1 protein-coding gene is annotated in these 14,337 nt (G+C 74.9%); it reads left to right on the top strand.

All coding sequences use genetic code 11. The features are described from left to right. Positions 1–76 precede the first annotated feature (76 nt). On the top strand, positions 77–14,335 hold the full coding sequence (locus GXW83_RS18905) for a type I polyketide synthase (protein ID WP_182444211.1): 14,259 nt from the start codon (positions 77–79) through the stop codon (positions 14,333–14,335). Positions 14,336–14,337: the final 2 nt, after the last annotated feature.

The following is a 14,337-nucleotide window of genomic DNA, read 5'->3' as shown; positions in this document are numbered from 1 at the left end:
GACCGACGAGCCCGGGCGGCGTGCGGAGGTTCCGCGACCGATGGTCCGACTTGCCGTGAAGGAGCCCTGAAACACGATGGCGCAAGGAACCGGTGCCGGATCTCCGCAGCTGTGGATGCTGACCGGCGGTGACAGCGAATCCCTGGCAGTCGGCGCACGCACCCTGCACGACCACCTCGTCCGGCCCGACCAGCAGGAATGGCACCCGGCGGACGTCGGCCGCGCCCTGTCCCGCGCCGCCGCGCAGGGCAACCGCCGCGCGGCGCTGGTCGCCGACCACCCCGACGGATTCCTGGAGCGGCTCGCCGCCCTCGCGGACGGCCGGGGCATGCCCGGGCTGGTCGAGGGCGAGGGGGAGTGCGGCCGGGTCGCGTTCGTCTTCCCCGGACAGGGCTCCCAGTGGCCCGGCATGGCCGCCGAACTGCTGGCGAGCTGCGCGCCCTTCCGGCAGCGGATGGACGACTGCGCACAGGCGCTCGAACCGCACCTCGACTGGTCCCTCCTGGACCTGCTGCGCGACCCCGGGCGAACCGGCGGGCCCGGGGCCGACCGCGCGGACGTCGTCCAACCCGCGCTGTTCGCGGTGACGCTGTCGCTGGCCGCGCTCTGGCGCTCGCACGGCGTGGAGCCGGGCGCGGTGCTGGGCCACAGCGTCGGCGAGATCACCGCCGCCTGCCTGGCCGACGCGCTCTCGCTGGACGACTCCGCGCGGGTCGTCGCGCTGTGGAGCCAGGCGCAGGCGACGCTGGCCGGGCGGGGCGAGATGGTCTCGGTGATGGCCGGGGCCGACGCGGTCGCACCCTGGCTGGACCGCTTCGACGGGCGGCTCGCCCTGGCGGCGGTCAACGGGCCGCATTCGGTGATCGTCTCCGGCGACGCCGACGCCGCCGAGGAGTTGATCGCCCACCTGGACGCGGCCGGCGTCCGTGCGCGCACCATCGCGGTGGGGCTCGCCGCGCACTCCGCCCACATCGACGCCATCCTGCCCCGGATGCGGGCCGACCTGGCACCGATCCGGCCGCGCCCGGCGCAACTGCCCTACTACTCGGCGCTGACCGGCGACCTGATCGACAACCCCCTTCTGGACGCCGACTACTGGTGCCGCAACCTGCGCAGCACCGTCCGGTTCGAACAGGCCACCCGCGCCCTGCTGCGGGACGGCTTCGACGCGCTGATCGAGGTCAGCCCGCACACCGTGCTGACCTCGGCGCTCACGGACAGCGTGGAGGACAGCGGCGCCCGAGCCCTGGTGCTCGGGACGCTCCGCCGCGAGCAGGGCGGGGAAGCCCGGTTCCTGACCTCGCTGGGCGAACTCCGGGCCCACGGCTACCAGCCGGACCGGGACGCGGTCCACCCCGGGCAAGAACCGGGCGGGTTCGAACTGCCGCTGCTGGTGCCGTCGTTGACGCCGTCGATGGATTCGCGGGCAGGCGGGCCCGGCAAGTCGGCGGACGATCCGGCGGCGCAACTCCGTTCAGAGCTGGGCCGGCTGCCGGTGGCCGGGCAGCGGGCCGCACTGCTGAAGCGGGTCGGCCGGGAGGTGGCCGGGCTGCTCGGGCGCTCCGGGCCGGTGCCGGAGGACGGCGCCTTCCTCGATCTGGGCTTCGACTCCGTGACGGCGGTGGAGCTGCGCAACCGGCTGGCCCGGCAGACCGGTCTGCCCCTCCCGTCCACCACGGTGTTCGACTACCCGACACCGGCCGCGCTGGCCGACTTCCTCCGCAAACGCCTGACCGACCAGCCCACCCCCGAGCCGGAACCGGACGCCGCCGGGTCGTCCGCCGACGATCCGGTGGTGATCGTCGGCATGGGCTGCCGCTACCCCGGTGCGGAAACCCCGGACCAGCTCTGGGAGTTGCTGTCCGGCGCCGTGGACGCCGTGTCGGCCTTCCCCGACGACCGGGGCTGGGACACCGCCGCCGGCTATCACCCGACGCCGGGCAGGCCCGGCCGCTACTACCAGCGCGAAGCCGGATTCCTTTATCAGGCAGGTGAGTTCGACGCGGAGTTCTTCGGCATCTCGCCGCGTGAGGCGCTGGCGATGGACCCGCAGCAGCGGCTGCTGCTGGAGACCACCTGGGAGATGTTCGAGCAGGCCGGGATCGACCCGACCACGCTGCGCGGCAGCCGTACCGGCGTCTTCGTCGGCGCGATGACCATGGACTACGGTCCGCGACTCCAGGACGGCGCCGCCGACGGCGGCCACCTGCTCACCGGCAACACCGGCAGCGTGGCCTCCGGTCGGCTGGCCTACACCCTGGGCCTGGAAGGGGCCGCGATCACCGTCGACACGGCCTGCTCCTCGTCGCTGGTGGCCCTGCACCTGGCCGTGCAGGCGTTGCGCTCGGGCGAGTGCTCGCTGGCGCTGGCAGGCGGTGCCACGGTGATGCCGACCCTCGGCATGTTCGTGGAGTTCAGTCGCCAGGGCGGATTGGCCCCGGACGGCCGCTGCAAGGCGTTCGCGGCGGGTGCGGACGGCTTCGGCCTGGCCGAGGGCGTGGGCATGCTGCTGCTGGAGCGGCTGTCGCAGGCGCGCCGCAACGGTCATCAGGTGCTGGCGGTGGTGCGCGGCAGCGCCGTCAACCAGGACGGCGCGAGCAACGGCCTGACCGCCCCCAACGGCCCCTCGCAGCAACGGGTGATCCGAGCCGCCCTGGCCGACGCCGGCCTGTCCGCCGACGAGGTGGACCTGGTGGAGGCGCACGGTACCGGCACCCGGTTGGGCGATCCGATCGAGGCGCAGGCGCTGTTGGCGACGTACGGCCAGAATCGTTCTGCGGCAAGCCCGTTGTGGCTGGGATCGTTGAAGTCCAACATCGGCCACACCCAGGCCGCCGCCGGTGTGGGCGGTGTCATCAAGACGGTGCTGGCGCTGCTGCACGGGATGATGCCGAAGACGCTGCACGTGGACGGCCCGACGCCGCAGGTGGACTGGTCGGCCGGTGCGGTGCGGTTGCTGACCGAGGCCCGGCCCTGGCCGGAGTCCGATCGTCCGCGCCGGGCCGGGATCTCCTCCTTCGGCATCAGCGGCACCAATGCGCACGTGCTGCTGGAGCAGGCCCCGGCGTCAGCCGAGGCGGACCCCGGCGAGCCACGGCCCGACGCCCCGGCAGCGCTGCCCTGGGTGCTGTCCGCCCGCTCCGCGCAGGCCCTCACCGAGCAGGCCCGGCGGCTGTCGGCAGCCCTCCGAACCGACCCGCGGACGCGGCCGCAGGACGTCGGACTCTCCCTGGCGGTGACCCGCACCCGGCACCCGCACCGCGCGGTGGTCGTCGGCGACAGCGCCGAACTGCTCACGGGCCTGGACGCGTTGGCGCAGAGCGTGCCCGATCCGGGAGTGGTGACCGGTGTCGCCCGGCCCAGCGGCCAGACCGTGTTTGTGTTTCCTGGGCAGGGGTCGCAGTGGGTGGGGATGGCGGCGGGTCTGTTGGATGCGTCGCCGGTGTTCGCGGAGCGGATTGCCGCGTGTGAGCGGTTGTTGGCGCCGTTGGTGGGGTGGTCGTTGGTGGATGTGCTGCGGGGGGTGCCTGGTGCTGTGTCGCTGGGGCGGGTGGATGTGGTGCAGCCGGTGTTGTTTGCGGTGATGGTGTCGTTGGCGGAGGTGTGGCGTTCGTTTGGTGTGGTGCCGGATGCGGTGGTGGGGCATTCGCAGGGGGAGATTGCGGCGGCGTGTGTGGCGGGTGGGTTGTCGTTGGGGGATGGGGTGCGGGTGGTGGTGTTGCGGAGTCGGGCGTTGGTGGGGTTGGCGGGTGGTGGGGGGATGGCGTCGGTGCCGTTGCCGGTGGGTGAGGTGGAGGAGCGGCTTGGGCGGTGGGGTGGTCGGTTGTCGGTGGCGGCGGTGAACGGGCCTGCGTCGACGGTGGTGTCGGGTGATGCGGGGGCGGTTGCGGAGTTGGTGGCCACGGTGGAGCGGGCGCGGCGGATCGAGGTGGACTACGCCTCCCACTCAGCCCACATGGACGGAATCCAGGCCGAGTTGACGCAGGCTCTCGGCGGCATCGTCCCCAGAGCTGCCGACATCCCGCTGTACTCCACACTGACCGGCGGCTGGCTGGACACGACGGCGATGGACGCCGACTACTGGTTCGCCAATCTGCGCCGACCGGTGGCATTCGATCCTGCGGTGCGCACCCTGGCGCAGGCCGGGTTCGGGACGTTCATCGAGGTCAGCGCGCACCCGGTGCTCACCGTGCCGGTGCAGGAGGCGGTCGAGGCGGCCGGTGCGGACGCGGTGGTCCTGGGGACGTTGCGGCGCGGCGAGGGCGGCTGGGAGCGGATGCTGCTGGCGCTGGGCGAGGCCCATGCGCACGGAGTGCCGGTCGACTGGACGCCCGCCTTGCCAGCAGCGCGCCGGATCGCCCTGCCCGGCTACGCCTTCCAGCGCAGCCACTACTGGTTGACGGCCGCGACGCCGCAGCAGACGGCCACGCAGTCCCCGGCTTCGGCCGCCGATCCGCTGTGGGAGAGCCTGGAGGCGCTCGGCCCCGGGCAACTGTCCGAGGCGTTGGGCGTCAGCCGCGAGGCGCTGGCCGACGTCCTGCCCGCGCTGTCGGCCTGGCGCTCCGCGCGCAGCCGGGAGCGGCGGGCCGACTCCTGGCGCTACCGCATCGGCTGGCGTCCGGTCCCGGCCGCTCCGGCGGACGCGCCCGCGGGCCGCTGGCTGGCGGTACTGCCGCACGATCCGGCGCAGGAGCGGACCGGCAGGGTGGCGGACCTGCTCGCCGGGCTGGCGGCGGTCGGCGTGGACCTCGTCCCGGCGGTCGTCCCCGGCGGTCCGGGCGCTTCACGTGCCGAGCTGGCGGCGCTGGTCGCGGACGCGGTGGGAGGCCGACCCCTGGCCGGGGTGCTGTCCCTGCTGGCCTGGGAGGAGCGGCCGCACCCCGACCACCCCGAGCTGCCCGGGAGCCTGGCCCTCACCCTGGTGCTGACCCAGGCGCTGGCGGACGCCGACGTGAACGCCCCGCTGTGGCTGCTGACCCAGGGCACGGCCGTCCTCGGCCCGGCGGAGCGTCCGGGCACGCCCGCCCAGGCCGCCGTCGCCGCACTGGGCCGGACGGTGGCGCTGGAGCACCCGCAACGCTGGGGCGGCCTGGTGGATCTGCCGGTCGTCCTCGACGAACGGGCGGCCCGGCGGCTGTGCGCCGTCCTCGGCGGCGCGGTCGCCGAGGAGGAGCAGATGGCGGTGCGATCCACCGGCGTCCACGGGCGGCGGCTGCTGGCCGCGCCGGTGCCACCCACCGCGACCGGCGACGACTGGCGTCCGCGCGGCACCGTGCTGGTCACCGGCGGCACGGGCGCGGTGGGCGCGCACACCGCCCGCCGCCTGGCGGCCCAGGGGGCCGAACGGCTGCTGCTGCTCAGCCGACGCGGCCCCGACGCCCCCGGGGCAACGGAGTTGCGCGCGGAGCTGGCCGGGCTCGGCGCGGTCGCGGACATCGTCCGCTGCGATGCGACCGACCGGGCCGCGCTGGCAGCCGTCATCGCGGACATCCCGGAGGCGTACCCGCTGACCGTGGTGGTCCACGCGGCCGGCGTGCTGGATGACGGAGTGCTGGACGCGCTCACCCCGGCCCGGCTCGCGGCCTCGCTCCAGGCAAAACTGACGGTGGCTCAGAATCTGCACGAGGCCACCGCTGGCTGCACGTTGTCCGCGTTCGTGGTCTTCAGCTCGGTGATGGGCGTGGTCGGCAGTGCCGGGCAGGGCAACTATGCGGCTGCCAACGCCGCTGTGGACGCCCTGGTCGCGCAGCGCCGGGCAGTGGGGCTGCCCGGCACGGCCATCGCCTGGGGTGCCTGGCCCGGCGGCGGCATGCTGGCCGACGGGGTCGCCGACCGGCTGCGGGATTTCGGCATGCCGCCGATGGAGCCCGAGGCGGCGGTCACCGCGATCGGCCGGGCCGTGACCGAGGACGACGGCCTGGTCCTGGTGGCCGACGTCGACTGGCCGCGCTTCGCCGACGGCATGGGCCTGCGCGCATCGGCGCTGCTGAGCGCCCTGCCGCAACCGGCCGTCGCGCGATCGGCGCCAGCCACGGGCCCGGATGCCGCCGCCGACCCGACCGGCGGACCGGACGCCGTCGGCTCGGTCCGGGCCCGGCTGGCGGAGCTGCCCGCCCACGGCGACCGCGTACGCCTGCTGACCGACCTGGTGCGCGCCCACGCGGCGACCGTGCTGCGGCACCGCACCCCCGACGCCGTGCTGCCCGACCGGGCGTTCGCAGCGCTCGGCTTCGACTCGCTGACGGCAGTGGAACTCCGCAACCGGCTCGGCGCTGCCACCGGCCTCGCCCTGCCCGCCACCGTGCTGTTCGACCATCCGACGCCTACCGCTTTGGCCATCCGCCTGCTTGGCGAGCTGGGCACGGCGGAGCAGTCGGACGCCATGGTGAGCAGCACATCTGACGTTGCATCATCTCTGGATGAGCCGATCGCGGTGATCGGGATGGGCTGCCGCTTCCCCGGCGGGGTCGAACGTCCCGAACAGCTGTGGCAGTTGCTCGCCGAGGGTGTGGACGCGGTGGGGGACTGGCCGTCGGACCGTGGCTGGGACGCCGAGCGGCTGTACGACCCGGACCCCGACCGGCCCGGCACCACCTACAGCCGCCAGGGCGGATTCCTGCGCGACGCAGCCGAGTTCGACGCGGAGTTCTTCGGCATCTCGCCGCGTGAGGCGCTGGCGATGGACCCGCAGCAGCGGCTGCTGCTGGAGACCTCCTGGGAGGCGGTGGAGGCCGCCGGACAGGACCCGATTGCGCTGAAGGGCCGTCAGATCGGGGTCTACTTCGGCACCAACGGCCAGGACTACCTCTCCCTGGTGGAGGGCTCCCCGGTCGCCTCGGAGGGGCACTTCCTCACCGGCAACACCGCCAGCGTGCTCTCCGGAAGGGTGTCGTACGTCCTCGGCCTGGAAGGGCCCGCCCTCACCCTGGACACCGCCTGCTCCTCCTCCCTGGTCGCCCTGCACCTGGCCGTGCAGGCGCTGCGGCGCGGCGACTGCGAACAGGCACTGACCGGCGGCGTGACCGTGATGAGCACGCCCAAGCTGTTCGTGGAGTTCAGCCGCCAGCGCGGGCTCGCACCCGACGGACGCTGCAAGGCGTTCTCCGCGCAGGCGGACGGAACCGGCTGGGGCGAGGGCGCCGGAGTACTGCTGCTGGAACGGCTCTCCGACGCACAGCGCCACGGACATCCGGTGCTGGCCCTGGTCACCGGCAGCGCAGTGAACCAGGACGGCGCGAGCAACGGCCTGACCGCCCCCAACGGCCCCTCCCAGCAGCACGTCATCACCGCCGCCCTGGCCGATGCCGGGCTGCGGCCCGAGCAGATCGACGCGGTCGAGGCGCACGGAACCGGCACCGTCCTCGGCGACCCGATCGAGGCGCAGGCGCTGCAGGCCGTGTACGGGCGGCAGCGCACCGCCGACCGGCCGCTGTGGCTCGGCTCGGTGAAGTCGAACCTCGGGCACACCCAGGCGGCGGCCGGCGTCGCAGGCGTCATGAAGATGGTGCTCGCCCTGCGCGCCGGTGAACTGCCCGCCACCCTGCACGCCGAGCAGCCCAACCCGCACGTCGACTGGTCGGCCGGAACGGTGCGGCTACTGACCGAACGCGCCCCCTGGCCGCAGACCGGCGGCCCGCGCCGCGCGGGCGTCTCCTCGTTCGGCATCAGCGGGACCAACGCCCATGTGATCCTCGAACAGGCCCCGGCCGAAGCCGAATTGACCGCCGTCGCCGCCGACCGGCCGGGGTCGCGCACCGGCGTCGCCGTACCGCTGCTGCTCTCCGCCCGCACCCCGCAGGCGCTGCGGGCCCAGGCCGAGCGGCTGCACGCACGGCTCGCCGCCCGGCCCGAGGCCGAGCCGGTGGCCGATCTGGCGGACGTCGCCCACGCGTTGGCCACCGGGCGCGCCGCGATGGAGTGCCGCGCGGCCGTCCTGGACCGGGAGCCCACGTCCGTGCGGCGCACCCTGCGGGCGCTGGCCGCCGACGGCCGCGCCGCCTCGCTGCTCACCGGCACGGCGGGCCTGCCGGGCCGGACGGCTTTCCTCTTCCCCGGCCAGGGCAGCCAGCGCCCGGCAGCGGGCGCGCAGCTCTACCAGGAGGAGCCGGTCTTCGCCGACGCTCTCGACGAGGTCTTCGCCGAACTGGACCAGCACCTCCCGGTGGAGCTGCGCGAGGTCTTGTTCGCCCCGGCCGGCACAGCCGAGGCCGGGTTGTTGGAACGCACCCGCTACACCCAGCCGGCGCTGTTCGCCCTGGAGACCGCGCTGTTCCGGCTGGTCGAGCACTGGGGCGTACGGCCCGATCTGCTGCTGGGGCACTCGATCGGCGAACTGGCCGCCGCCCACGTCGCAGGCGTGCTGGACCTGCGCGACGCCTGCGCCCTGGTCGCGGCCAGGGGCCGACTGATGGACGCGCTGCCCGAGGGCGGGGCCATGGTCGCCGTGGAAGCCACCGAGCAGGAGGTGCGCCGGGCCCTGGCCGAACCCGTCGACCCGCTCGGCGCAGGCACGGTGGACATCGCCGCCGTCAACGGGCCGACCGCCACCGTCCTGTCCGGCGATGCCGAGGCCGTGCTGCGGCTGGCCGAGGTCTTTCGCGCCCGGGGCTGCCGTACAGCGAAGCTGACGGTCAGTCATGCGTTCCACTCGGCCCGGATGGAACCGATGCTGGACGAGTTCCGGCACATCGCGGCCGGTCTGACCTACTCCGCGCCCCGGATCGCGGTGGTCTCCAACCTCACCGGGGAGACGGCCACGGCGGCCGAACTCTGCTCGCCGGACTACTGGGCGCGCCAGGTGCGCGGCACCGTGAGGTTCCTGGAGGGAGCCCGGCGGCTGCGCAGCCAAGGCGCCACCACCTTCCTGGAGGTCGGTCCCGGGGGCGTGCTCTCCGGCATGCTGCACGGCTGCCTCGACGAAGGCGGCCTCGACGAAGACGGCGGCGGCGAAGGCGACGGCGTGCGCGAGGTGGGCGCGGCGACCGTGCCGCTGCTGCGGGCCGAGCGGCCGGAGGCGGCGTCGGTGACGGCCGCGCTCGCCGCGCTCCACGTACGCGGCGTACCCGTCGACTGGTCGGCGGGAACGGCCGGAGCCCGCGCGCGGCGGATCGACCTGCCCACCTACGCGTTCCAGCGGCGCCGGTTCTGGCCGGAACCGGCCGTCGCCGATGCCGATCGCGCCGCAGCACCGGCCTCGACCCTGGCCGCAACGGTCACCGGGCCGGAGCCGGAGGCCGCCGACCGCCGCCGCTACCGGATCGACTGGCGTCCGGTCACCGCCCCGAATTCCCCCCGGCTGACCGGCAGCTGGCTGCTGGTCGTCCCCGACCAGGCCGCCGTTCGGGCCGCCGCACGGGCCTGCCGACAGGCGCTGACCGCGCACGGCGCGCAGGTCGAGACCGTCCGCGTCCCGGACGGCGTCGAGCGCGGCGAGCTGGCCCGGCTGCTGCGGTCCGACGCGGCCGGGGTGCTCTCACTGCTGGCCCTCGCCGAGGGGCGGCACCCGCGCCTGGACGTCCTCGGCGCGGGCCTGGCCGGGACGCTGACGCTGGTCCAGGCCCTGGGCGACGCCGGGACGGACGCGCCGCTGTGGTGCGCCACCCGGGCGGCCGTCTCCACCGGCGGCCGGGGCACGGTCCGGCCGGAGCAGGCCCAGGTGTGGGGCCTGGGCCGGGTGGCGGCGCTGGAGCACCCGCACCGCTGGGGCGGCCTGGTCGACCTGCCCGCAGAGCTGGACGCCGCCGCACAGGAGCGGCTGTGCGCCGTGCTCGCCGGGCTGGAGGGCGAGGACCAGGTGGCGATCCGCCCGTCCGGCGTGCTCGGCCGCAGGCTCGGCCGGGCACCAGCGCCGGACGCCCCCGCCGGGCCGTCCTGGAAACCGCGCGGAACGGTCCTGGTCACCGGGGGCACCGGCGGGCTGGGCGCACAGGTGGCCCGCTGGCTGGCGGCGAACGGCGCCGAACACCTGGTGCTGCTGAGCAGGAGCGGCCCACAGGCCCCGGGCGCGGCAGCGCTCGCCGAGGAGCTGGCCGCACTCGGCGTCCGCTGCACCCTCCCGGCCTGCGACGTCGCCGACCTGGACGCCCTCGCTGACGTCCTGGACGAGTTGGACGTGCAGCAGGACACCGTGCGCGCGGTCGTCCACGCCGCCGGCCTCACCTCCGACACCAGGATCGAGGACTGCACGCTCGACCTGCTCGCCGAGGAGACCGCCGCCAAGACCTCCGGCGCGGACCACCTGGACGCCCTGTTCCAGGGACGCGAGCTGGACGCCTTCGTCCTGTTCTCCTCCATCTCCGCGACCTGGGGCAGCGCCGGCCAGGGCTGCTACGCGGCGGCCAACGCCCACCTCGACGCCGTGGCCGCGCGGCGGCGCAGCCACGGCCTCCCGGCGACCTCGGTCGCCTGGGGCCCGTGGGCGGGCGCGGGCATGGCGCGCGGCGCGGTCGGCGAGGCGCTGCGACGGCATGGCCTGGTGCCGATGGCCGCCGAATCGGCCCTGGCCGCGCTGCGCCAGGCCCTGGAACTGGACGAGACCGAGCTGATCGTCACCGAGGTGGACTGGGAGCGGTTCGCCCCGGTGTTCCGCTCGGCCCGGGACAGCGCACTGCTGCGGGCCCTGCCGGAAGCCTTCGCCGCCGGACGACGCACCGGCGTCACCGAGGCGTCGGGTGACCCCGCCGCCACCGGCGGCGCGGCCTGGCGCCAGCGGGTACTCGCCCTGCCGGAGGCCGAACGCGGCCGACTGCTGCGGGAGTTGGTCCGAACCGAGGCGGCGGCGGTACTCGGTCACGACACGGCCAACAGTGTGGACGCCGACCGGCCGTTTCGTGATGTCGGCTTCGACTCGCTCACCGCCGTCGAACTGCGCAACCGGCTGATCGCCGTCACCGGCCTCCCGCTGCCGCTCACCTCGGTCTTCGACCACCCGACCGCGGCCGCCCTGGGCGGACACCTCAGCCGGGAGCTGACCGGCTCGGCGCCGACCCCGGCAGACCCCGCGTCCCCGGCTGCCGCCGAGCCCGGGGAGCCGCTGGCGATCGTCGCCATGGCCTGCCGCTTCCCCGGCGGGGTGCGCACGCCCGAGGAGTTGTGGCAGCTGGTGGCCGAAGGCGGCGACGCCATCGGGGAGTTGCCCGAGGACCGGGGCTGGCCGCTGGACACGCTGTATGACCCGGACCCGGATAACCCCGGCACCTTCTACACCACCGGCGGCGGATTCCTGGACGGCGCAGCCGAGTTCGACGCCGAGTTCTTCGGCATCTCGCCGCGCGAGGCACTGGCGATGGACCCGCAGCAGCGGCTGCTGCTGGAAACCGCCTGGGAGGCGCTGGAACGCGCCGGCATCGACCCGGCGTCGGTGCGCGGCAGCGAGGGCGGCGTCTACGTCGGCGTCGCCTCCCAGGGCTACGCCACCGGCCCGCACGATCCGGCCGCCGACGTCGAGGGCCACCTGCTCAGCGGCAACGTCACCAGCGTCGCCTCCGGCCGGATCGCCTACACCCTGGGCCTCGGCGGGCCCGCCGTCACCGTGGAGACCGCCTGCTCGTCCTCGCTGGTCGCCCTGCATCTGGCCGGACAGGCCCTGCGTTCCGGCGACTGCTCGTTCGCGCTGGTCGGCGGGGCCGCAGTGATGGCGAGCCCGGACGTCTTCGTGGAATTCAGCCGCCAGCAGGGCCTCTCGCCGGACGGCCGCTGCCGCTCCTTCGCCGACGGGGCCAACGGCACCGGCTGGGGCGAGGGCGTGGGCGTGCTGCTGGTCGAGCGGCTGTCCGACGCCCGCCGACACGGGCACCCGGTGCTGGCCCTGGTACGCGGCACCGCGATCAACCAGGACGGCGCCAGCAACGGCCTGACCGCCCCCAGCGGCCCCGCGCAGCAGCGGGTCATCCGGCAGGCCCTGGCCAACGCCGGACTGTCCGGTTCACAGATCGACCTGGTCGAGGCGCACGGCACCGGCACCGTGCTCGGCGATCCGATCGAAGCCCAGGCACTCATGCTGACGTACGGTCAGGGACGTTCTCCGGAGCGGCCGTTGTGGCTTGGGTCGCTGAAGTCCAACATCGGGCACACCCAGGCCGCCGCCGGAGTGGCCGGGGTCATCAAGACGGTCATGGCGCTGCGCCACGCCGTGCTCCCGCAGACCCTGCACGCGGGGCAGGCGTCCAGCCGGATCGACTGGGCCGCTGGGGCGGTGCGGCTGCTCGCCGAATCCCGGCCCTGGGACGCCGCCGAGGGCCCGCGCCGGGCCGCCGTCTCCGCCTTCGGCATGAGCGGGACCAATGCCCATGCCGTCCTCGAACAGGCCCCGGACAGCCAATCCCTTCACCAGGAAAGCCCGGTGGCCTCGGACGATCCGGGCACTGTGCCCTGGCTGCTGTCGGCCAGGAACCCGGCAGCACTGCGGCGCCAGGCCCGACGGCTGCGGGAGCACGTCCAGGCGGAGCCGTCATTGACGACCGCCGAGCTCGCTCGCGCCCTCGCCACCACCCGTTCGCCGCTGCCCTGCCGAGCCGCCGCCATCGGCGCCGACCGCAGCCGACTGCTGCAGTGGCTGGACGCCCTTGCCGAGGCAACTCCCGCCCCCGACGCGGTGGAAGGGTGGGCGCGCGGCGGCCGCACCGCCTTCGTCTTCCCCGGCCAGGGCTCCCAATGGCTCGGCATGGCGGCCGGACTGCTGGACTCCTCGAACGAGTTCGCCGAAGCCGTCGCCGATTGCGGCAAAGCACTGGCCCGCTACACGGACTGGTCGCTGGAGAAGCTGCTGCGCAACGAACCTGATGCAGCATCACTGGAACGTGTGGACGTGGTCCAACCCGCGCTGTTCGCCGTGATGGTGGCCCTGGCGGCGGAGTGGCGCAGCGCCGGAGTCCACCCGGACGCGGTGGTCGGACACAGCCAGGGCGAGATCGCCGCCGCCTGCGTCGCCGGCGCGCTCTCGCTGGAGGACGCCGCCCTGGTGGTCGCCCTGCGCAGCCGGGCGCTGCTCCAACTGGCCGGGCAGGGCGGCATGGTGTCGGTCGCCGCCTCCGCCCAACGGGTTGAGGCACTGATCGGCTCCGACAGCGACGACCGGATCTGTGTAGCAGCCGTGAACGGCCCCGACGCCGTGGTCGTCGCCGGACGGCCGCCGCAGCTGGACGCCCTGCTGGCCGCCTGCGAGCGGGACGGGCTGCGGGCCCGGCGCATCCCGGTCGACTACGCCGCGCACTCCGCTCAGGTCGCCGACCTCGAGGACGAGTTGCGTACCGCGCTGGCCGGGGTGCGGCCGCGCCCCTGCACCGTCCCGCTGTACTCCTCGGTGACCGGCGAGCCGGTCGAGGGCACGGCGCTGGACGCCGACTACTGGTACCGCAACCTCCGCGAACCGGTCGCCTTCGAGCGGGCCACCGGCGCGCTGCTGGAGGCCGGACACGACCTGTTCGTCGAGGTCAGCCCGCACCCGGTGCTGCTCGCCGGGATCGAGGGCGTCGCCGAGCAGGCCGGGCGGGCGGTGTCGGCCGTCGGTACGCTGCGGCGCGGCGACGGCGGCCCGGACCGGATGCTGGCCGCCCTGGCCGAGGCGTGGAGCAGCGGCGCGCCCGTGGACTGGGCCGCGCGGCTCGGCGGACTCCCCGGCGCGGACCACGTACCGCTGCCGACCTACCCCTTCGAGCGTGACCGCTACTGGCTGCCCACCCCCGGCCGCAGCGGCGGGACCGCGCCCGCGCCCACCTCACCACCGTCGCCCGGCCAGGCGGCCGACGGGCCGGAGCAGGACGACGCCCCCGCGCGGCTGGCCGCGCAACTGGCCCGGCTGGACCGGCCCGGCCGCCGTCAGGCGCTGCTGGACCTGGTGACCAACCACGCCTCGGCCGTGCTGGGGCACAGTGGCTCCGGCGCGGTTCGGCCCGAACGCGCCTTCTCCGAGGCGGGGTTCGACTCCATGCTCGCCGTGCGGTTCCGCAACCGGCTGTGCGCGGCCACCGGCCTGGCCGTCCCGCCCACCGTCGTGTTCGACTACCCGACCCCGGCGTCGCTGGCCGACTACCTGCACGAGCAGTTGTCCGCCGCCGCCGAACCGGTGCCGCCGGTGCTCGCCGAACTCGACCGGCTGGCGGCCACCCTCGCCGCCGTCGCCCCCGGCAGCAGCGGCAGCGACGAGATCGGTCGGCGGTTGGACGCTCTGCTGCGCGAATGGGGACAGCGCACCGAAGCCTCCTCCTGCCCCCCGGCGAACACACCCGCCGGGGCCGACAGCGCCGGACCCGCGCCCGACGGCAGCGCGGCGGCGACAGCGACGGCCTCGGCAGACGAACTGTTCGCCCTGCTCGACACCAACTTCGGCATGGCCTGAAA

This window comes from Streptacidiphilus sp. PB12-B1b (genome assembly GCF_014084125.1).
Lineage (GTDB): Bacteria > Actinomycetota > Actinomycetes > Streptomycetales > Streptomycetaceae > Streptacidiphilus.
Note: the sequence above shows the minus strand (reverse complement) of the source record. Positions and strands in the feature narration are given on the sequence as shown.

Excerpts from the sequence above, each read along its gene's own strand:
- GXW83_RS18905 (WP_182444211.1), top strand. The coding sequence starts at position 77 with ATGGCGCAAGGAACCGGTGCCGGATCTCCGCAGCTGTGGATGCTGACC.